This is a genomic window from Gottfriedia sp. NPDC058432, from assembly GCF_042721555.1.
Classification (GTDB): Bacteria; Bacillota; Bacilli; order Bacillales; family Bacillaceae_G; genus Gottfriedia.
In genome coordinates this window covers 31195-53504 of record NZ_JBHXLC010000005.1, presented here as the reverse complement: position 1 = coordinate 53504, position 22310 = coordinate 31195, and the positions used below count along the sequence as shown (strand labels likewise).

Annotated in this window: 15 protein-coding genes; 11 read left to right on the top strand and 4 right to left on the bottom strand. The window is 32.6% G+C overall.

Translation table 11 applies throughout. The features are described 5' to 3' along the window. Positions 1 to 503 precede the first annotated feature (503 nt). The 9 genes from ACFWM3_RS07205 to ACFWM3_RS07165 all read left to right on the top strand — a co-directional run bounded on the left by ACFWM3_RS07205 (position 504) and on the right by ACFWM3_RS07165 (position 16202). The gene (locus ACFWM3_RS07205) at positions 504 to 4010 is read left to right on the top strand and encodes a S8 family serine peptidase (RefSeq protein ID WP_390310870.1); all 3507 of its coding nucleotides are present in this window, start codon (positions 504 to 506) and stop codon (positions 4008 to 4010) included. A gap of 674 nt (positions 4011 to 4684) precedes the next feature. Continuing rightward, complete coding sequence (locus tag ACFWM3_RS07200; RefSeq protein ID WP_390310869.1) at positions 4685 to 5323, top strand: hypothetical protein; 639 nt, start codon at positions 4685 to 4687, stop codon at positions 5321 to 5323. 752 nt (positions 5324 to 6075) lie between these two features. After that, positions 6076 to 6930, top strand: a complete 855-nt coding sequence (locus ACFWM3_RS07195) for a MurR/RpiR family transcriptional regulator (protein ID WP_335474824.1) — start codon at positions 6076 to 6078, stop codon at positions 6928 to 6930. Positions 6931 to 7335: 405 nt separating this feature from the next. Next, complete coding sequence (locus tag ACFWM3_RS07190) at positions 7336 to 9714, top strand: immune inhibitor A domain-containing protein (RefSeq protein ID WP_390310868.1); 2379 nt, start codon at positions 7336 to 7338, stop codon at positions 9712 to 9714. Positions 9715 to 9904: 190 nt separating this feature from the next. Next, complete coding sequence (locus ACFWM3_RS07185) at positions 9905 to 10969, top strand: DUF871 domain-containing protein (RefSeq protein ID WP_390310867.1); 1065 nt, start codon at positions 9905 to 9907, stop codon at positions 10967 to 10969. Positions 10970 to 11557: 588 nt separating this feature from the next. Then, positions 11558 to 12166: a methyltransferase domain-containing protein gene (locus ACFWM3_RS07180; RefSeq protein WP_390310866.1), complete on the top strand. Its 609-nt coding sequence runs from the start codon at positions 11558 to 11560 to the stop codon at positions 12164 to 12166. 91 nt (positions 12167 to 12257) lie between these two features. Next, on the top strand, positions 12258 to 13349 hold the full coding sequence (locus ACFWM3_RS07175; protein WP_390310865.1) for a threonine aldolase family protein: 1092 nt from the start codon (positions 12258 to 12260) through the stop codon (positions 13347 to 13349). A 57-nt stretch (positions 13350 to 13406) separates the two neighbouring features. Then, positions 13407 to 13805: a VOC family protein gene (locus ACFWM3_RS07170; protein WP_390310864.1), complete on the top strand. Its 399-nt coding sequence runs from the start codon at positions 13407 to 13409 to the stop codon at positions 13803 to 13805. A 174-nt stretch (positions 13806 to 13979) separates the two neighbouring features. Beyond that, a complete protein-coding gene (locus ACFWM3_RS07165; protein WP_390310863.1) occupies positions 13980 to 16202 on the top strand; it encodes a glycoside hydrolase family 65 protein in 2223 nt (740 codons plus the stop codon). A gap of 573 nt (positions 16203 to 16775) precedes the next feature. Here the strand turns inward: ACFWM3_RS07165 and gloA2 are convergent. Continuing rightward, positions 16776 to 17162, bottom strand: a complete 387-nt coding sequence (gloA2, locus tag ACFWM3_RS07160) for an SMU1112c/YaeR family gloxylase I-like metalloprotein (protein WP_390310862.1) — start codon at positions 17160 to 17162, stop codon at positions 16776 to 16778. Positions 17163 to 17356: 194 nt separating this feature from the next. Continuing rightward, a complete protein-coding gene (locus ACFWM3_RS07155) occupies positions 17357 to 17575 on the bottom strand; it encodes a hypothetical protein (protein ID WP_056468254.1) in 219 nt (72 codons plus the stop codon). Between the two features lie 222 nt (positions 17576 to 17797). Here ACFWM3_RS07155 and ACFWM3_RS07150 point away from each other — a divergent pair, with 222 nt between their 5' ends. Continuing rightward, positions 17798 to 18832, top strand: a complete 1035-nt coding sequence (locus ACFWM3_RS07150) for a DUF3048 domain-containing protein (RefSeq protein ID WP_056468257.1) — start codon at positions 17798 to 17800, stop codon at positions 18830 to 18832. A gap of 179 nt (positions 18833 to 19011) precedes the next feature. After that, positions 19012 to 19872, top strand: a complete 861-nt coding sequence (locus ACFWM3_RS07145) for a pentapeptide repeat-containing protein (protein WP_390310861.1) — start codon at positions 19012 to 19014, stop codon at positions 19870 to 19872. Between the two features lie 33 nt (positions 19873 to 19905). Here ACFWM3_RS07145 and ACFWM3_RS07140 read toward each other — a convergent pair whose 3' ends face one another. Both ACFWM3_RS07140 and pdxR read right to left on the bottom strand, forming a co-directional pair. Beyond that, positions 19906 to 20751 carry an FtsW/RodA/SpoVE family cell cycle protein gene (locus tag ACFWM3_RS07140; RefSeq protein WP_390310860.1) on the bottom strand — a complete coding sequence of 282 codons (846 nt, stop codon included), beginning with the start codon at positions 20749 to 20751 and terminating at the stop codon, positions 19906 to 19908. A gap of 32 nt (positions 20752 to 20783) precedes the next feature. Next, a complete protein-coding gene (pdxR, locus tag ACFWM3_RS07135; protein WP_390310859.1) occupies positions 20784 to 22217 on the bottom strand; it encodes a MocR-like pyridoxine biosynthesis transcription factor PdxR in 1434 nt (477 codons plus the stop codon). Positions 22218 to 22310: the final 93 nt, after the last annotated feature.

Sequence of the window (22310 nt, the reverse complement as noted above, 5' to 3'; positions counted from 1 at the left end):
TCAAAAAATGCTCCATATTAGATTAACTCACCAACCCTACCAATGTTCAGGTGAAAAATAAGTAGAAACTTGTCGTAAATGTAGTGAAGACAGATTATTCTGACTTCTATTAATGCAGTATTTTTACCTATTTAAAAAATAATAGACGTCGGTTGAAAATGTCTAAATGCTTCTTTTGTCTAATACAGACTAACTTAACCCCAAAATGTCTCAACCTAATTATTGCAATTTTCCCGAGTTAATAAACTTTTTTCGAACATCCTCGACTGAATATGTCAAAATCCACTTTTTTTCTACTTGAACTCTTTCAGTTCTCTCCAAATTGAATATGCCAAAAGTCTGATTGAATAACCCAATATGATTATAGGGGTAACGTAATTAAAATTAATATAGTATCAAGTTTCTTAATAAGGCATTAGCAATTATTTAAATCAGTTTGGCTTGAATCTATTTTTATTTTAATAGATTCAGAACATTAAAGTTTACTGTAGAGGAGATTAGAGATGAAAAAGAGAAAAAGCTTTCCTTACAAAGTCCTTGCAACGACAACTTTAGCTTCAATGTTATTTACATCAACTGGATTTGCTGAAGGAACAAATGAAAATCAGGTGCCAGCTCCAAGTTTAGATGAGATTGCAAAGCAGGGTCAAAAGATTTTTGCTGAAGAACAAAAACAAACTGGGGAAAAAGCTGTAGACCCATTTGGCTATAAAGATTTAAATGATGCTCATGCTTATAAACCAAATGAAAAAGTACGTGTAATCGTTGAGGTAGAGCAACCAACAACTTCTGATGATTCTACTCAAACTAAAAAAGCACGTTTTAAAGAAAAGCAAGATCAAGTCATCTCAAAGATTTCAAAAACAAGATCTGTACCAAAAATAAATCAACGCTTTTATGAAGGCTTTAATGGTTTTAGTTTAGAGACAGAATATCGTAACTTAAAAGAAATTCAACAAACAGAAGGCGTAACGAATGTACATATTGCAAGAAAGTTCCAACCAACAATGGGAGCAAGTAAAGAATTAGTACAAGCTCAAAAAGTATGGGAAAGTTACGGATATCAGGGTGAAGGATTGTTAGTAGGCGTAGTCGATACAGGTATCGACTATACGCATAAAGACATGACAATCACTGAAAAAGGAAAAGCAAAAGAAAAATGGAATCAAGAAAACATTAAAAGTAAACTTGCTGAAACAAGTGTAGGAGACGTTTGGTATAGTGACAAAGTTCCAACTGGATATGACTGGGCGGATCATGATACAGATGTCATTCCACATGGAGCAGGAAATGAACACGGTATGCACGTAGCTGGTACAGTTGGTGCAAACGGTGATGATTCAAATGATGGGGTTGCAGGTATTGCTCCAGGTGTACAATTACTAGCAGAAAAAGTATTCTCTGATACAGCAAATGGTGCATATGAAGATGACATCATTGCAGGGATTGAGCATGCGGTAACAATGGGAGCAGATGTCATTAATATGAGTTTAGGAACTGATTCAGGATTTGTTAGTGAAGTGGATGATCCGATTCAAAAGGTGATCCGTGAAGCGACTGAGCAAGGTACGCTTGTCGTTGTAGCAGGTGGAAACTCTGCTTATAGTACGCAAAATAATTTGCTGCAATCTTCTTTAAAACCATATGCTGAAAATCCGGATATTGGTACAGTTGGGGAACCAGGTGTAAGTCCTTTTGCGATATCTGTGGCTTCATATGAAAATTCAAATATACATATGAATACGCTAAAAGAGGAAAATGGAATACAGCTTCCATACCAAGACCAATCACAATATAACTTTAATCTATCAAAAGTATTATCACCATTAGAATCATATGAAATGGTATATGTTGGAGAAGGTAAAACTGCCGACTTTAAAAATCTTCCAGACTTAACAGGAAAGATCGTTGTAGCAAAACCAAATGAAAGGTATGCTACTTACAATTATATTCAATCTGAAGCGAAGAAAAAGAACGCAAAAGCAATCATTCTTGTTCCAGCTAATTCAGATGTTGACTATCCATTAGTATATTGGAGTCCTTATTTTAATGTAGAAGCAGCTACAACAAGTAAAGCGATTGGCAATGCATTAATTTCTAAGTTAAAAAGTGGTTATGTTGTAAAAATGAAACCGTCTAAAGGGGTATATGTTGATAACCCAGATCAGAATACGATGTCATATTTTTCTTCATACGGAGCTCCACATACATTAGACTTTAAACCAGAAATATCTGCACCAGGAGGAAATATTTACTCAACTGTACCAGGTAATGGCTATGAGGTTATGAGCGGTACATCAATGGCATCACCACATGTTGCTGGTGGTTCAGCATTAGTTTTACAATCACTTTATGAAAAAGGATTAAAACATTCAGAGAGTACAGCGTTAAAAGCGAAAATTGCTTTAATGAACACTTCTAAATTAGTACAAGATCCTAGTACGAATAATGAAGTACCGTATTCTCCACGTATTCAAGGATCTGGTTTAATGCAAATTCAAAATGCAATTAAAACGCCTGTACTTGTGACAAGAGAGAAAACTCCGCTTGAACAAGCTGGAGCAGTTGCACTAAAAGAAGTTAATAATAATATTCACTTCAAATTAAATGCAGAAGCTCTTCAAAATCTGAATGTAAAAGATTTAGAGTATCAAGTGTATGTAGATGTATATACAGATGGTAGAGAAACAAAAGAATTTGACTTAGACAATGATGGGAAATTAGATTCAAAAGAATATTTAACATTAAAAAGTGAGCGTATCCAAGGGGCTACGGCAACTGTAAACGGTGAAAAAGTAACAAGCACAGAAGGAAAGACATTAAAAATTAAACCGGGACAAGAAAAAAATCTTGATGTTCAGATTCAACTTCCATCAAGCTTAAAAGATGGTTCATTTGTTGAGGGATATGTACGTCTAGTTCCTTCAGGAAGAAATAGCGATTCAGCAGTACCGTTATCAGTTCCTTACATGGGGTATAATGGCAAATGGGATCAACCAAAAAACATTGATCCAGCAGCATATGAGAAAGATGCATTCTTAGGTTATACTACACTTTGGAATGATGAAATAGGAGCAGAAGGGGTATTCCCATTAGGATATGATCCAAGAACAGGAAGTTTTAATATGGATCGAATTGTAATGTCACCTAATACTCCATTGAAAGAAGTATACCCATCATTTACAGTGCTTCGTAACTTAGCTAAAACAGAAATGTACGTAGAAAATGATAAAGGTGAATTACTCCAATATTTAGGTGATTTTAGTGAATATACTGGTAAGCCATGGAAATTCCGTAAAAACATTATGTCTTACAGAGACTATTTGAATACTGGATATGGTTGGGATTTAAAAGATCAAAATGGACAAGTTGTGAAGGATGGCGTTTATAACTATGTAATCAAAACAACGCTTGATTATAAAGGTGCGAAGCCACAAATTGTAAAACTTCCATTGCATGTTGACTCAATTGCTCCAGTTGTTACGGATATAAAAGTAACACCTAAAGATGGCCAATACGAAATCTCGTTCAAAGCGGATGATGTTGGAAGTGGTTATAATGGTGCGGTCATTTGGTATAACGGTAAGTATAAGTCATTACCTGAAGGTGCAACATCTACTCTAGTAAAAGAAGAGCCAAAGAGTGTCGTAGTATTAGGAGTAGACTATGCTCTAAACCAAAGTTATACAGTTTGGGGGGATCCTTCTTATATTAATGAAGGAATGCTTGTTAGCTACTTCAGTGTATATCCAAATAAAAATGTAAATAGTAAAACGCCAGCAGGAATCAATGGATTTGCAAATAATAATGTAAATTGGAAAATTTATATTAAAGATGCTAACGGAAATGTAATTGATTCACTAGATGTACAAAACAAAAATGAAATTCACTTGAATTGGACCCCAGAAGCAACTGTTCCAAATGGTACGTATACAATATCGGCGGATGTATCTAGTAAAGATGGATTTAAAGTATCAGTAAGTCCACAAACAATTACTGTACAACAATAAATAATCAAAAAGTAAAAGTGTAGGGAATATAATTTCCTACACTTTTCAGGGTGTTGAAATATAACTTAGTCAATAGAACTAAGCATATTATTTTAGAAAAAATACCCTTTGTCGGAAAATTATTATAAAGGGGGTTTTTTATGTACTACTACCAAGAGAACTTAGACCTCGCAAAAAATCGTAAATTTTATGAGAATATGATTGATGTGGAATAACACATTGAACGTGAAGAATGGATTAAAGAGGTCGTTATTGAGGAAGATCTTAAGAATTTAGAAAAAAGTAAAATTTATCATTTATCAAAAAAAGGATTGCTATGTTTCCATAAAAAAATTATTAGGATTCATTTATAGAAAAAGAAATAGTTGGTACGCAGAAAGAAGTTGTGTTAAACGGTTAGGAAATTTTCTCACTGCCCTGTAATTAGCAAAAAAAGCAATGAATCCATTCACGTGAGATTTTTTTCTTGCAAGCTAGAAGGCACTGAAATGGTTCCCAATGCTGATCGGTGGATAGTAACGATCGCTTTAAAATTAAAAGATGTCCATGTTATCGATTGAGCTATTTCAGTACCAAAATAGATGAGTGCAATAGTTCCCTAATTTGTAACAATTATTGGAAAAATTTCTCTGTTTTTATGTTAGTTTTGACATAGAAAGTGAGGAGATTTTTATATGAAAAAAATTTTATATTCTATTTTATCAGTACTACTGGTTTTTAGTTTCATTTCTCGGGTATCTGCAGAAGAAACAGACACCACTACTCAAAATCAAGGTATTAATGAACAAAAAGAAAATATTAAAAGTACTTTTTTAAACTTAACTGAAGAACAGAAAATAGAAAGATTTTCAAAAATTGATAAAGAATATGATATCGGAGAACCTTTTGATTTAGAAGATCAAGTTTTTATTGAAATGTTTGCGGAAAAACAAGGAGTACAAAAAATAACACCTTATGCTTCTTTTCCAGCAAGTAAATCTAAAACTGTAAACGGTGTTACGGTAAAAGTTAGTGGTAATGTATCTCAAGATATTAATAATTTTATAAATCAAAGTTTTGGAGCAAACGTAAAAACACAAACAACAGCAGGAGCAACTAAAGTAAATTCTATTAAAACAGTTGTGTATCATAATGCTTATGGCATTGTAGGTAGTAAAGGCGTTGGCAAGGTGTATGACGGGACTCTTTCAACAAGTGGGAAAAATACTACTTTGAATGCTACAAAAAAATATACGGCTGTTGTAGTTTACGCAAGCACATGGTGTGAAGTAACAGTAAATCATGCAGCTGGGACTTTTACTGTAAATCCTTAGGAGGGTTAATTGATGGGAAGTAGTTTTGGAGTACCTGGAACAATTATTACTATTTTATTTATTGTAGTACTATATTTTTTAATTAAAAATATAGGAAAAAAAAGAAAGATTGACTAAAAGGTTATAAATAAAGAAAAACACATGATTTCTCTCAGAGATTGATATTATCCCCTTTAGGTAGACATTCGAAAAAAACTCCATGGTAACATGGAGAAATGAATGTGACTTAGAGGGGATTTTTATATGGCTAAAAAGGGTCAACAGTTTAAAAGTTATACAGAAGAATTTAAATTAAAAGGAGTGATGAGTGATGTTTGCCAAAGTTAACGGGTGTTAGCGGAAGAACTAGGAATTTGACATTGCACTCAACTTAAAGTTTGGATGAAGAAGTGGAAATATGGCGAATCATTTGATGTACGAGGTAGTGCTACAAATCCACTTAAAGGTAGACCAACAAAATTTAAATCAGGAGAAGAAGATAGATACTACTTAAAAGCACAGGTAGAGTACCTAAAAAAGCGCTATCCAAATCTGATAAAGGATGATCTTCCTGAACAAATAAATTATAAAATCACTCTGAAAAGTGTAGGGAATATATTTTCCTACACTTTTTATATTTACCAAGATTTTAAATGTAGAAAGAACTAAAAAAACAACTTTAATTTGGTTATTTATATGATTTTCTAAACATTTGGTTCATAATAGAGAATATTAGTAATTTGTATGTTTTTTAGCAGAAAGGTGTTTAGTAAATGAAACATTTAACAATCTTATCAAAAATTGAAAATTATATGGATCGATTTACGCAAGCCGAAAAGAAAATCGCTGTATATATAATGGAGCATGCTGAAATTGTACCAAACTTAACGACTAAAGATATTTCTAACAATACTGGAGCTAGTGAAGCAAGTGTTGTTAGATTTTGTAAAACAATAGGAATCGGTAGTTTTAAAGCCTTTAAAATAGCATTAGTTCGAGATTTGACTGTAGCTGAAATGAATATTAATGATTTTTCGGTAATGGATAAGAAAGACACACCGTATGATTTATTTAATAAAGTAACGTATGTAAATAAAGCCGCTATTGAAGCTACGGTATCAACTTTAGATAAAAGAGAGTTAGAAAAAGCAACAGATGAAATTGTAAAAGCTAAGAAGATTATATTTTATGGAGTAGGCGGTTCAGCTGTATCAGCTATGGACGGAGCCTATAAATTTGGGAAAATTGGCTATCATGCCATTATGTCTCCTGACTTCCATATGGTCATCACTTTAGTAGGGCATATGGAAGAAGGCGATATTTTTGTTGCCGTTTCTAATTCAGGGAAAACAAAGGATGTATTAGAGCTTGCTCGTTTTGCTAAGAAAAAGGGAGCAACGATCATTGCGATTACTAAGCTTGGCAAGTCTCCATTATTTAAAGAAGCCGATATCAAGCTTTGTACACCGGATATGGAACAAGATATAAGAATTGGAAGTATAGCTTCTAAAATGGCACAACAAAATATAATCGATTCTTTATATGTCATATGCTTTAACCGAATCGGTAACAAAGTATCTAGTAGGCTTCAGGAGTATAGTGAAGAAGCGGGCAAATTAAGAAGATAAGCAAAATTTATGAGGAAGATGAGCAAAAGTAAATTTTTGACTTATCTTCTTTTTTCTTAAGTGAAAAAGGAAGAAAATGTCAAAAAATGAAGCGGGGAGTTTAATAATTAGTTACAATTACATGGTTTACAATTTAAATTTTAATTTTAATGAAATTTTAATAATGCTAAAGTGCTAATTTTAAAAACTAGATTGAAAGAAAAAAATAAGACTAAAGACAGGATTCGCCAAAAAGCAAGTTAAAAAAACTGACGAATTTCGTCACGTTTTTATGTAGTAAAGTAAATTTTTTGTAAAAATAATGTGAAAATTGTTAGTATTTGATGAAAAAAACCCTCTATAATCATAAGAATTTTTAGAATATTATTAAAATGTACTTTGAAATTTATTAAAGGGGGATTTATTTTGAACAAGTTTGTTGTAACTAGTTTTGCATCAGTAATGGTTGCCGGAACTTTATTTTCTGGTATTCCATTAAAAACAGCATCATCTGAAAGCTTAAGTAAAGTACATAGTGCATTAGCTAAGCATTCAAAAAGTACTTTAGATTTATCATTAGTTAATGACGAAAAGTTATTAGAGGCATTAGTTAAACGCGGAGTCATTTCTGCAACTGCTTCTAAAGCTGAGAAACAAGCTGCGTTACAAAATTATTTAGAGGTTAAAGGCCAAGCGGATCTAGTAACAGGAAAAGATCCAATTGCTAGCAAAGTAAAAAAAGCTGATGCTGCTAAACATAGTGAATTTAAAGATTTTAATAATGGCCTATTGCACGGAAACGGTAAGAAAAATGGTCAATTAAAGGGTACTCCAGATCCAGTTAAAGAATCAGCTTCTCCAGGTGTTCAAAAGAAGGGTAAACTTTTAACATTAATGGTAGAGTATTCTGATCTTCCTCATAACAAAATTAAGAAGGAAGAAACAGACAACTGGTACCCAGATTTTACTCAACAACACTATGAAGATATGATTTTTGGTAAAAATGGTGTGAAAGGTCCAAACGGAGAAACTTTCCTTTCACAAAAACAATATTATGAACAACAATCTGGTGGAACTTATACAGTTGATGGTAAAGCATATGGATGGTTAAAAGTACCAGGAACTGCAGCATTTTATGGTCAAGATTCTAAGACTGGACATGATAACGTATCACCAGGTGGATCAAAACAATTAGTAATTGATGCTTATGCTGCTGCAAAAGCTGCAGGAGTTCCTTTACAGGATTACGATTTAGAAGATCCACATGATTTAGATGGAGACGGTAACTACTGGGAGCCAGATGGTTTAGTTGATCACCTTCAAATCATCCACTCAGGTATGGGACAAGAAGCTGGCGGTGGAGCACAAGGAGACAACGCAATTTGGTCTCACCGTTCTGCTAAATTAGTTGATCCAGATGGACTTGGTAAAGGGTTACCTGGATTCTATGACTATACAATGATGCCTGAAGACGGTGCAACTGGTGTATTTGCACACGAATATGGTCATGATTTAGGATTACCAGATGAGTACGATACAATTTACTCTGGTGCTGGTGAAGCTGTTGAATATTGGTCAATCATGTCAGCTGGTTCTTGGGCAGGAACAGTTCCTGGAACAGAGCCAACTGGTTTCTCTCCATGGGCAAAATCATATTTCCAAACAACTTTAGGTGGAAAATGGACTAACCCAACTGTAGTAAATTGGGAAGATGTATCGACAAAAGGTACTCAATTCTTATTAGATCAAGCAAATTCACCACTTGGACAAAACAACCAAGCTATTCAAGTGAATTTACCGAAAAAAGTTTTACCAGTCAATAAACCGGCTGCTGGCACTTATGAATATTGGGGTGGACAAGCAGACGAAATGGATAACAGCATGGTTACTTCTGTAGATTTAACTGGTAAATCTTCAGCAACATTAACTTTTGACGCTTGGTATGATATTGAAGAACAATGGGATTTCGCATTTGTTCAAGTTTCAACTGATAATGGTGCAACTTGGAAATCATTAGGTAACAACCACACTAGAAGTGATGTTGTAGCTGAAGGATATCCAACAATCTTAAATTCAATGCCTGGTTTCACTGGAAAATCAAATGGATGGGAAGCACAAAGCTTTGATTTATCAGCATATAAAGGTCAAAAAATTCAACTTCGTTTACGTTCTGCAACTGACTGGGGTACTTCAAACATTGGATTCTTTGCAGATAATATCAAAGTAGTAGCAGATGGTGCAACAATTGTTGATGATGGTGCTGAAAATGCAACTTCTCCATTCACATTAAAAGGATTTTCAAAATTCGATGGAAACAAATATGCAAATCATTACTACTTATTAGAATGGCGTAACCATAAAGGTGCTGACGAAGGTTTAGCTCATATTAAACGTGGAAACTCTCTATTAAGCTATGATGGTGGTTTAGTAGTATGGTATGTTGATGATAGCTTTACAGAAAACTGGACAGGTATTCACCCAGGTGATGGTTTCTTAGGTGTTGTTGATGCTCACGATGATACTAATTTATTATGGAACTATGGCGCTGAAGCAAGTTCTCGTTTCCATGTTGCGGATGCAGCATTCGGATTAAATCCGACATCAGGTTATGACATTTCTTATGCAACAGGAGAAGCATTTAAATCTCCAAGTCAAGAAGGTATCTCTTTATTTAATGATAGCAAAGACTACAATAATGAATTCTTACCAGATGCTGGTCGTAACATCGGACACTACGGATTAAAAGTACGTGTTAATGGTCAATCTACTGATAAATCAGTTGGATCAATTGTAGTTTATAAATAATAATGACGAGAAAGGTAACTTAATGTTGCCTTTCTTTTTTTATTTTAGGTAATTAATAGACCAATAGAACAATATTAATTTTAAATGAAATTAAGTTTCGTTTATTCTTTATGTTTTATTGACTTTTTATTTCGAAAGTTTAAAATGATAACCAAATAGGATTTTTTATAGAGGAAGAAGGAGAGAGACTATGCTAGGTATATCAATCTATTTATCTGAAAAAAATATTGAGAAGAATAAAAAATATATCGAAATGGCAAAAAAAAATGGATTTCATTCAATTTTCACATCATTACACATTCCTGAAGATGACCCTTCAACTTATAAAAAACTTCTTCAAACACTTGGTACAGAGGCAAAGGAAAATGAAATGGAGCTTATGGCAGATATTTCAGCAAAATCACTTACACATTTAGGCTTAGATTATACAAACGTTAGTGAGTTACTAAATTGGGGAGTTACTGGTTTGCGAGTGGACTACGGACTGAAAGAAGTACAAATAGCAGATCTTTCTAAGAAAATGAAGATTGCACTTAATGCTAGTACACTTACACCTGCATTTTTAGATGAACTACTTAAATATGGATTACAAACTGAAAATGTAGAGGCTTGGCATAATTTCTATCCTCGCCCAGAAACTGGATTAGCAACAACTTATTTAATTGAAAAAAATAAATGGTTAAAAAGCTGCGGAATTACAACAATGGCATTTATTCCTGGAAACGATGAAATGAGAGGACCATTATTTAAAGGATTACCAACATTAGAAAAACATCGCGGAGTAGACCCACTACTGGCTTATTTAGATTTAAACCAAAACTGTTACGTAGATAAAGTTTTGGTTGGCGATATTAGTATAAAAATAGAAACGATGGAAGCACTCTCAAAGACGAAGAACTATATGGAATTAAGATATAAACCATATTCACAAGACGAAGAAATCCTTTCCATTGTAGAGCAAGTTCATACGAACCGAGAAGATCCTGCACGCGACGTTATTCGATCAATGGAGTCTAGACTATACGGTAGCTTTGGTGAAAATAGTCTAAATCCTGCAAATACGATTACCCGCTCAGTTGGATCTGTGACAATTGACAACGAATTATATGGCAGATATGAGGGGGAACTACAAATAATGCTTACTAATCTACCAAGTGACGAGAAGGTAAATGTAATAGGGAAGATTATTGAAGACGATCTATCATTATTACAATATATTGGAGCGGGTAAGAAGTTTAAGTTAAAGCGTGTTTAAATATAAATTAATCAATACCGTAACCTAAGTGAATTTTATTGATAAAGTCGTGAACTTCATTGATATAGAGTTGGTTTATGATAAAAAGTTGGGACCTTTCTTTTATATCAATTTTAGGATACTTATTTTTGGGTTTTTCAATCCTTTTACTCTATTTCTCATGATTATTGACCTTGTTTGAAAATTACTAATTTATGTTACAGATATGACTTTTTTATTTGTTGATTTACCAAAGCTATTTGCAGTTTTAACTATATTAATTACATTTCCTCTGAATGTTTATTATAGGTTTAAAGTATAACTTTTTTAGATGAATATGATTGGAACGAAAGGATACTCGACTCCTATGGGAGATGCAGGAAGGCTAAAGACCCCGCAGGTACGAGGAGGCTCAGCTCATGCCCCATGGAAAGCGAGAATCCTGTAGTGGAAATCAACAAGGCATTACTTATTTAATTGACAAATCATTTTTCAATGGAAAGAATCGTGTTTTAATAAGACGGTTCTTTTTTTTAGGTTAGACTGGGTCATTCTTAAACGGTATGATAAAGATACTTACAAAATATTAGTTCGAATGGTCGTGGAAAAATGGACGATAAGTATTATGATAACCTACTTAATATAAAAACAGAGGGTGAGCAAAAAGGATTTAATGAATCCTTTCATTATCATCGATATGAGCCAACACCTTATAGCGCTTTACAACAACTATTTAAACAATACACACTTTCAAGCAATGATCGAATAGTTGATTTCGGATGCGGTAAAGGAAGATTAAATTTCTATATAAATAGCTTATTTAATGCTACCGTTGTTGGAATTGAAATGAATGAAAATTATTATAATGAAGCTGTTGAAAATAAAAAGAATTACATAAAAAAAACAAAGACAAGTGAAGACAAAATCCTGTTTTATTGCTGCTTGGCTGAAGATTATCAAATTAATCCATTAGATAATTGTTTCTATTTTTTTAATCCATTTTCAATCCAAATTTTTATGAATATCATTAATAACATTTTAATTTCAGTTGAGGAATCAAAAAGAAATGTGGAAATCATTTTGTATTATAGTTCTGATGATTATATTTATTTTTTGGAAAACCAGACTGCCTTCGAATTAAAACAAGAGATCCTACTGGCGGATGCTTATATGAAAAATCAAAATGAAAGATTTTTAGTCTATCGATTAACTTACTAATTTTATTAGATTCAAGGATTTATTGGTCATTATGGAGAATTTTTTTAAGTGAGATAAAAGTAAATTAAATAGTCGGAAGGAAGAGTTCAATTTGAATAATATTAATCCTTTTATAGAATCATTTAAAAATACAAACCAACAATTAGCAGGTAGTGGATTTAGAAATATTCAAGTACTTAAGGATGCACTAAAAGATTTTAATGGTAGTGAAGAAAGCGATCTTTATGGAGCAGGGAATTTTATTGAAGATTTTCAAGAAAAAATGGCAGAGTTTTTAGGGAAGGAATCTGCAGTGTTTTTTCCTAGCGGTACGATGGCTCAGCAAATCGCATTAAGAATTTGGTGTGATCAAAAAGGAATCAATAAAGTTGCTTATCATCCTTTATCACATTTAGAAATTCATGAAGAAGATGGTTTGAAAAAACTACATAATATAAAGCCTATTTTACTAGCAGATAAAAGTCGAGTTATTGAGTTAGAGGATGTTTTAGCAATGGATGAGGAAATCTCTTGTTTATTACTAGAATTACCACAACGAGAAATTGGTGGACAACTACCATCTTATGAAACACTAGAATCAATTTCTTCATACTGCCGTGAAAAGGGGATTAAATTGCATTTAGATGGTGCTAGATTAATGGAAATTCTCCCATACTATAAGAAGACAGCTTCTGAATTATGTAGTTTATTTGATAGTGTTTATATGTCATTTTATAAAGGCATTGGGGGAGTGGCGGGAGCAATTCTTGCTGGTGACCGAGATTTTATCGCCGAATCAAAAGTTTGGAAAAGAAGACATGGAGGAGATTTAATTAGTCTTTATCCTTACATAATAAGTGCAAATTATTATTTTGATCAAAGAGCAAATAAGATGGGACAATACTATGACGATGCAGTTGAGTTAGCCGAATTTTTTAATAGTTGTCATGCAATCAAAACTGTACCAACTATTCCTGTTTCTAATATGTTTCATGTCCATTTTAATGCTCCACTCGAAAAGATTAAAAACATACTTCAATCTATTCATGAAGAAACAAAAATTGGTATTTCCGGTAACTTAAGACCAGTTAATGAGGAAGTTAGTTATTGCGAGATTAGTATTGGAGACTTATATTCAACAATCTCTAAAGAGGATCTTCACAGTATTTTTAACAAATTAAACGAGGAAATGAAATCACTATAAAACCATAATTGTTTAAGCATGAATTTTTAATATAAACGAAAAAGGGAGTTGACTTAAATGCAAAAAATTACAACGTTTTTAATGTTTGAAGGACAAGCAGAAGAAGCAATGAATTTTTACATGTCACTATTTAAAGATTCTGAGGTCGTGAATATTACACGCTATGGAACAGATATGGGAGAGTTTGAAGGGAAAGTAATACATGCTACTTTCACATTAAACGGCCAACAATTTATGTGCATTGATAGTACCGTTAAACATAAATTTACGTTTACACCAGCTGTTTCATTATATGTGACTTGTGAAACAAATGAAGAAATTGAAAATGCATACAAAGAATTAAGTCAAGATGGTGAAGTATTAATGCCTTTGCAGTCGTATCCATTCAGTGAAAAGTTTGTATGGGTGAATGATAAATATGGTGTATCTTGGCAATTAACTCTTACAAAAAAATAAATAAAGAACTGCAAAGAAAAAATCGTGTTGGTAACAGTGACACGATTTTTTTTATTGTTATTAATCCTGTTTTTAACAAATCACCCATTATTTTTATAATATCAAGTTTAAAATAAGAAGATTTATTGCACACTTTTACTATATGAATTTTTATAAAGGTGAGAATTTAACTATATGAATGAAGTAAATTTGATTACTGAAAAAGAGTTTGACGAACAATTAATTAATAAATATGCAAGTTTAATGGCATTAGGTAATGGTTACTTAGGTTTACGATCTTGTCATGAAGAAGACTATGAAGGACAAACTAGAGGGATGTATATAGCTGGTATCTATAATCAGTTATCCCCAAGTCAAACGACAAAGATTGTGAATCTTCCAGATCTAATTGGAATGGAAATTGAAATAAATGGTGATGTTTTTTCGAATGCAACTGGCCAATTTACATTTTATGATCGAAAATTAAATATGCTGTCAGGCGAATTAATAAGAGAAGTAATCTGGAAAAATAAAGATGGTAATCGATTCCACTTTTTGTTTCAGCGTTTTGTTTCAAAGGATGATTTACATTTACTTGCTTCAAAAATTAGTGTCACAGCTTTAGATTGTAATGCCAAGATTAAAATAAAAACAGGTATTAATGCGGAGTGTGTCAGTCAACAAAAGAATGAACTTACAGAAGAATTAGTAAGAATATTGGATGATAGAATTATGCATGGTGTTTATCAAACTACTGAGACTAAACATAAAATTGCGATCGCTACATGCTGTATAACTCCTGATGAGAGTGAGGTTTCATATTTTGCGTTAAATAATCAGCTTCTTGCCTCAATTACACAAGATCTCGTTGTTGAGCGGACTGTTGAGTTTTCAAAAATTAGCTCAGTTTATACTTCTAATGATATGTTACGGGAAGAACCTTCTGCAGCTAGTGTTAATACTGTACAGAAATATTTATCAGAGGGTTATGATAATTTGAGAAATAGCACGACAATCAAATGGCAGGATTTTTGGAAGCAAAAAAGAGTTGTCATAACCTCAAAGGATCAAGCAGATCAGTTAGCTCTAGATTTTTCTTTGTACCACATTGAAGCAATGACTCCTGGGCATGATGATCGATTAAGTATAGGCGCAAGGGGATTAACTGGTGAAGGAAATAATGGTTTAATATTTTGGGATACAGAGATGTTTATTGCACCGTTTCACTTATTTACTGAACCAGATATTGCTAAAAGATTACTAAGATACCGCCATCATCATATTAAAGAAGCAAAAGTAAATGCATTCCAATTAGGGTATGAGGGTACTTTATTTCCTTGGGCAAGTGCTTTTTCCGGAAAAGAAGAAACACAGAAAGCTTCAGAGTATAATACAAAACCCGAGATCGTTCATAGTTCAAATTTAGCGAAATCAAGTGAACATATTGTAGCTGACATTGCGTTTACTGTCGTACAATACTATGAAAATACGCTAGATGAAAGCTTTATGACCAATGATGGACTTGAGCTACTCAAAGAAACTGCACGCTTTTGGGTGAGCAGGACAACTGATACGAATGGCGATTTAATCATTAAAAATGTCATCGGTCCAGATGAATATACAGATCAAGTAGATAATAATGCTTATACGAATTACATGGCTTTTTATAATGTGCAGAATGCGTTAAATTATATGGGAAAATACAATGATCCTGATGCAGAATTAAAGCAAAACTGTACTGATTTTTTAAAAAGATTATATTTACCAACCCAAAATGATGAAAATATCATTCCGCAAGATGATACATTTTTAAGTAAACCCGAGATTGACTTAACGGAATATAGACAATCCATTGCAAGTCGGGAAATACTATTAGATTATTCTCTACAAGAACTATATGAACTACAAGTATTAAAACAAGCTGATGTTGTCATGTTGCTCTATCTTTTCCCTGATTTGTTCTCAACGGAAATCGCTAAAAAGAATATAGAATACTACGAAGAGCGTACTGTTCATGATTCTCCAATAAGTAAATCAATTCACGCAATTGTTGCTGCAAGATGCGACTATCAAGAAGAGTCTTATCAATTATTTCAAGAAGGATGTTTAATCGATTTAGGACCGAATCCAAAATCTTCAGATGAAGGAATTCATGCTGCGCCTATGGGAGCAAATTGGCTAGTTGCAATCTTTGGCTTTGCAAATATCTCCATGGATATAAATCGTTTAAAAATTGATCCAAAATTACCTGCAAATTGGGATAAAATGATGTTTCCATTCCTATGGCAAGGAGCAAGACTTGAAATAACAATTACCCAAAAGTCGATAACAGTCACAAAGGAATATGGTCCACCAGTATCATTAGAAATTAATGGTGAAACATATAATTTAACAGAAAAGATAAAGGTTTCTCTTTAAGAAGATCGAAGAGAAGGATAAAATGAAAAAGCAAAACCCAATCTTTCATTAAGATTGGGTTTTCACGCTGTTGAAGAACAATCTCATTAATAAATACCCATATTTTCGTAAAAGGAGTAGAGTGAGGTTGATTTCCACTACAGGGTGCTCGCTTTCCATGGGGCGAGACCTGAGCCTCCTCGTCACGTCCGTTCCTGTGGGGTCTCAGCCTTCCCGCATTTCCCATAGGAGTCGAGCACCCCTCCGTTCCAATCAACTTTTTCATTTAAAAAGTTTACGATAAAAAGCTATTTAAATATCCTTTACTTAGCGTGAAATAAAAGTTTATTAATCAGTTTGAATGTCAACTAAGATCGAACATCAACTTTTAAACTAATCATTTGAAACATTTATATAAAATTTGCTCTTGATATTTTTAACTTCTGAAAAAACAATTACTATAGTTTGTAGGAACATCAAAAAATGAATTTTAACATTAAAAATGTTCAACTTAATATTGTTTTACCTAAAGAACGTTTTATATTTCGGCATTTTGAAAACCCAATCTTTCATTAAGATTGGGTTTTGTTTTTTCTACTCTTCATACAATTCTAAAGGTAAGCCGTCAGGATCCTGGAAAAATGTAAATCTTTTGTTTGTTAACTCATCAATACGAATTGGTTCTACAAATACACCATTTTGTTTTAAGTATTGAACACTTTCTTCTATATTAGCTACAGTAAAGGCTAAATGGCGTAACCCAACTGCTTCTGGATTTGTTTGTCGCTTCGGTGGATTAGGGAATGAAAATAGCTCAATTTGTCCATTTTCTCCTATACTTAAGTCCAATTTGTAAGAGTCTCGCTCCTCTCGATAGGTTTCGTTAATTACCTTACAACCTAATAAATTTATGTAAAAATGCTTAGACAATTCATAATTAGAACAAATAATAGCGACATGGTGGATATTCTTTACATCCATATTAAAACACCTTCTTACTTTGATTTACTAAAACTTTACTAGTTTAACATGATTAGTACTGTTTGAAAAAAGAATTCTTTTCAATTTGACAGTATAGTTCATAGTTTTAAGTGGAAAAATGAATTGTGGAATGTAAAAAACTGGGTAATTCAAAAAAAAATAATGGGAATAATCTCCCATTAAGTTTTAGAAATTTATCTTCTTCTTTTTTTATCATCTTTTGCTAAAACCTGAACTTTCTTAATAACTTCTAGTTCTACAATTACATGTACATGTTTATCATTTATTTGATTAACACTTAATACTTTACCTTTTCGACCTTTAATGGAAATAGTATCTCCTTCAGAGGGGACATTTTTGAGTAGTTGGTTTAATAGTTCAACGTTTTTCTCAATATAGTGAACTACAATCATAGAGCTTCAACTCCTCTAATCATTCTTATCTTTATACAATATTTAAGATTAAATAAAATAAGAACAAATTTAAGCTGATTATTTAACAATACAAGTTCATATATTAAGGAATAACTTCAATTAGTTGATGGTTGTTTTATTTTTGAAAAATTCTAACAAATTTTTTCTATTTTAAAAGTTATTTAATACAATTTAAGAAAATAACAGATTGTGAGGTAGCCAATGCATAAGAAAATTTTATCAATAATTGTGATAAGTATGCTTCTAGTAGGATGTAAGCATGGCGAAAAGTCTGTAAAAACAGTTAAAAATGATAATAAAAATCCTTCGAATGAACATGTAATTGATAAAGGAGAAATAGATACGATTTATTCTCCTTTAAATGGATTACCTATAAGTCAAGTTAGTGAACAAAGACCTGTTGCAGTTATGGTTAATAATTACTATTTGGCTAGACCTCAAAGTGGTCTAAGTAATGCTGATGTTGTTTATGAAATTTTAGCAGAAGGAGATATTACAAGATTTCTAGCCATTTTTCAAAGCAACATACCAGAAAAAATTGGACCTGTAAGAAGTGCGAGAGATTATTACATCAATTTGGCAAATGGTTATCATGCATTATTTATATGCCACGGAAATAGTCCTAAAGCGAAACAAATGATGGATTCAGGGATGATTGATGCATTAAACGGACTGATCTACGATGGTACGTTATTTAAAAGAGACAAAACGAGAAAAGCACCTCACAATTCCTATATTTTGAAAGAAGGTATTGAAAAAGGGGTTGCTCAAAGACATTACTCTTATTCAGAAAAAGTTACTCCATTAGATTTTACGCAGAAAGAATTGATATTTGATAACTCTTGGCAAAATGCTGCTGAAGTTTTTATAAGATACTCTCATGATGCAAGAAATAATGTGACTTACAAGTATTCCAATTCAACTAAACAATTTCAACGAGTTCAAAATGGAATTATTGCAAAAGATGCTTTGAATGGGAAGGACCTTCAAATTAAAAATATTTTAGTCGTAGAAGCGACTCATAAAATTATCGATAGCTATGGTCGCCGTTCAATTGATATTGAACATGGTGGAAAAGGATATTATATAGTTGATGGAAAGTATATGAATATACAATGGAAGAATGTAGATGGTCGAATCATACCGTTTACACTAGATGGAACTGAAATAAAGCTTTCACCAGGTCAAACTTGGATTAATTTTGTTCCATTTTTAAAAGATGTAACAATTAAATAAAGTACATGAAAGCAGATAATTTTATAAAATTATCTGTTTTTTATTGATAAAGAAAGACTACTAATTAATATTGAAAGATGCACTTCATAAGCTGTAAGTCTATGTTTGACCAAAAAAAATTACGATGTTACGATAAAAAATATTAATCGTTTCTATATGGTGGGAAGGGGGCTCAAAGTATGGCTAGCAAAATTGAAAATATAGATTTAGTAAACGAGCGTTATAAAAGTCTAAATGCGGATTGTGAGAGTTGCTTTGGTTTATGCTGTGTCGCATTACCTTTTGCTGCTTCGGCTGATTTTGCTAATGATAAAATTGCAGGCAAACCTTGTCATAATTTACAATCAGACTTTCGTTGCGGGGTTCACAAGAATTTAAGAGAGATCGGTTTCAAAGGCTGTACTGTTTTTGATTGCTTTGGAGCGGGACAAAAAGTTTCTCAAGCAACCTTTAATGGAAAAGACTGGCGACAAAATCCTGAATTGGCTAATGGGATGTATGAAGTATTTCCAATTATGAAGCAACTGCATGAAATGCTTTGGTATTTAAATGAAAGTTTGATGATTAGTGCTGCAAGAGAGATTCATAAAGAAATAAAATTAATTTTAGAAGAAACTGAAAAGCTAACATTTATGGAGCCTAAATTAATATTAAACTTAGATATTATAGCTCACCGAGCAGAAGTTAATTCTTTACTTATACGTACTAGTGAGCTAGCAAGGGCCGTGGCTTTAAAGAAATTTAAAAACAATAAGAAGCCTCAAAAAGCAACCGGTAGGGCTTTAGACTTTATAGGTGCTAAATTAAAAGGGGTAAATTTTATCGGAGCTAACTTAAGAGGGGCCTATTTAATTGCTGCTGATTTAAATGGAGCCGATTTAAGAGGTTCTGATCTAATCGGTGCAGACTTACGTGATACTAATTTGAGTGGAGCGGACCTTACTGGAAGTATTTTTCTTACTCAAGCTCAAATTAACTCAGCAAAGGGAGATTATCACACTAGAATACCAGCAACACTTAAAAGACCATCTCATTGGTGAGGAAAATAAAAAAATGAACCATTTTAAAATGGTTCATTTTTTATTATAAACATACCAAGAAATAGCAATTAAGTAACCGATAAAAGGAGATGTTCCATAACCCATAATCGGTACCGGGAAGTTTCCGAAAAAGCTTGAAAGGATAATAATTGAAAAATAGATCCCTAGACTAAACGATAATGGTTTAGAACTGGTTGGCGGAAATAAGAAAAATGGTATTAGTAAAATTAAAAGTGAGATTACCGATAAGACTAGCCATCCGATTCCCATTTCCTTTACTAAACTTAAAATGTCCTCAACATAAGAAACTGGGGCAAGTTGATCTAAGTGAGACCAACTTAAGATAATGAAAAATATAAAAACAATTAATAGGAGTATTTGAACACTTTTATTCTTTTTTATATTTAGTAATAAACATAAGATAGAAATCGTAAAAGCTGTTAGTTGAGATGCATCTGGTTGAAAAAGTAATAATATTGTAAAGCATAATGCAAAACTAACGGTAACCCAAAATGGTTTTGATTTCATTAAACTGGCTAGTTGTATTATTAATAATGGAACTAAAACTAAAGCGATATTAAATCTTAATGGACCAATTGCTATCCAGCGATGAACACCATGTAATCCTTTGTCCAAAAAGGTAAGTAAAAATAGTATGAGTATGCATGCAATGACAATGATATTTGTCTTTTTCTTAGTAGATTTTTGCTGTCTAAACAGTACGAAAAAGGAGATTATGCCCCCTACAATCGCAATAAAAATATTTTGACCGTAAATGGACGGGGACACTTGGTTATTGATCATAGCAAGTACTCCGACGATCATTGCTGGCATGGTTATGACGAGCGGTAATAAGTTTACTTTTTTAAAATTAAGCATCTTGCTCTAAATAGCCTACCTTTACAATAGTTTTATATTTGTTTAATTATATTGCGTAGTTTCTCTAACCCCGCGGCTAAATCATTTTCGCTAACTAGTGAGTAACTAATCCGAAATGATGAAATATCTGTATTGTTGTTAAAACAAGCTACACCAGGTAAGAATGAGATATTTTCATGATTAGCTTTTCTTAATAAATTAAAAATATCTAGATTGGAATCATAAAATGTAAGCCACAAATTAAAACCACCATCAGGTATCCTAAAAATTAATCGATCATTAAGAGATGAAAGTATTTCAACACTTGTATCACGCCGAATTTGTAGAGCGATTCGTAGTTTTTCAACGTGACTTCGCATTCGATCGGTTCGTAGAAATGGTAAAATCGCTTTTTGCGTCAGTAAAGGGCTACCGACATCCATTGAAGCTTTAACTGCAAGTAGCCATTCTAGAACCGGTCCATTTGCCAGCATTGCAGCAATTCTCACTCCAGGTGCTAAAGTTTTACTAAATCCTTTAATGTAGATGACATGATCTGATAGATCATAATGCTTAATTGGGTAATATTGAAATGCTTTTTCGAAATAAATATCACTAAATGAATCGTCTTCAAGAATAAAAAAATGATACTGCTGTGCTAGTTCAATTAATTCTTTTCTACGACCATTACTCATTGAGATGCCAGTTGGGTTTTGAAAGGTCGGGTTAACATAAATTAATTTTGGTGTAAATTTATTGCACATATCTTCAATTAAGTCTGATCGAATTCCCTCTTCATCCATCTCGACAGGTATTAGATGAATCCCCTTATTTATAAAAATATCAAGTGCACCACCATAGCATGGACTCTCGACTATAATTGAATCCCCAGGCTTTAATAGTGCTTGTGCTACTAAGTCAATTCCTTGCTGAACACCGCTTGTAATAATTAGATTTTCAGCTTTAGATCGTATTTTTTGGAATTCATATAAATGTTTTACAATTTCCGATCTTAATTCAATATCTCCTTGAATAGGTCCGTAGGTTGTTAATATAGATGCGTCATCTCTTAATAGTTTTTGCATTTCATCCGCTAAAAATTTATTTGGAAGCAGACGTGGATAGACAACTGCCTTTGAAAAATCATATTTTAACTGTTCTCTATTTATTAAATACTGAGATCTTACAATATTGATTCCTAAAGTCTGTTGCCAGTTATTACTTGAATCGACTTGTGATGTTTTTTTTACTTTCTTACTAATAAATACTCCTTTACCTGGTTCCACCGTAACATAGCCATTTGTCTCTAACCATTTATAAGCCTTTCTAACAGTTAAAAGGCTTATTGAAAGTTCCTCTGCCATTATCCGTAAAGACGGTAATTTTTCGTTAGGCAAAAGTAGACCACTTTGAATGCTACCTGCAATTTGAGAGCTTAATTGGAGATAAATCGGTACTGTTGATTTTTTATGGATTTGAATTTTCATAAATCACCACTTTTTTAGTTATAAATTAAATAAAAAAAGATCAATCGTCAATGGAAAAAGAGCTAACTGTTATATGCTCTATTATACTGTTAT

Excerpts from the sequence above, each read along its gene's own strand:
- ACFWM3_RS07170 (WP_390310864.1), top strand. The coding sequence starts at position 13,407 with ATGCAAAAAATTACAACGTTTTTAATGTTTGAAGGACAAGCAGAAGAA.
- ACFWM3_RS07185 (WP_390310867.1), top strand. The coding sequence starts at position 9,905 with ATGCTAGGTATATCAATCTATTTATCTGAAAAAAATATTGAGAAGAAT.
- gloA2 (WP_390310862.1), bottom strand. The coding sequence starts at position 17,162 with ATGGATGTAAAGAATATCCACCATGTCGCTATTATTTGTTCTAATTAT.
- ACFWM3_RS07140 (WP_390310860.1), bottom strand. The coding sequence starts at position 20,751 with ATGCTTAATTTTAAAAAAGTAAACTTATTACCGCTCGTCATAACCATG.
- ACFWM3_RS07180 (WP_390310866.1), top strand. The coding sequence starts at position 11,558 with ATGGACGATAAGTATTATGATAACCTACTTAATATAAAAACAGAGGGT.
- ACFWM3_RS07150 (WP_056468257.1), top strand. The coding sequence starts at position 17,798 with ATGCATAAGAAAATTTTATCAATAATTGTGATAAGTATGCTTCTAGTA.
- pdxR (WP_390310859.1), bottom strand. The coding sequence starts at position 22,217 with ATGAAAATTCAAATCCATAAAAAATCAACAGTACCGATTTATCTCCAA.
- ACFWM3_RS07165 (WP_390310863.1), top strand. The coding sequence starts at position 13,980 with ATGAATGAAGTAAATTTGATTACTGAAAAAGAGTTTGACGAACAATTA.
- ACFWM3_RS07195 (WP_335474824.1), top strand. The coding sequence starts at position 6,076 with ATGAAACATTTAACAATCTTATCAAAAATTGAAAATTATATGGATCGA.
- ACFWM3_RS07145 (WP_390310861.1), top strand. The coding sequence starts at position 19,012 with ATGGCTAGCAAAATTGAAAATATAGATTTAGTAAACGAGCGTTATAAA.
- ACFWM3_RS07155 (WP_056468254.1), bottom strand. The coding sequence starts at position 17,575 with ATGATTGTAGTTCACTATATTGAGAAAAACGTTGAACTATTAAACCAA.
- ACFWM3_RS07205 (WP_390310870.1), top strand. The coding sequence starts at position 504 with ATGAAAAAGAGAAAAAGCTTTCCTTACAAAGTCCTTGCAACGACAACT.
- ACFWM3_RS07200 (WP_390310869.1), top strand. The coding sequence starts at position 4,685 with ATGAAAAAAATTTTATATTCTATTTTATCAGTACTACTGGTTTTTAGT.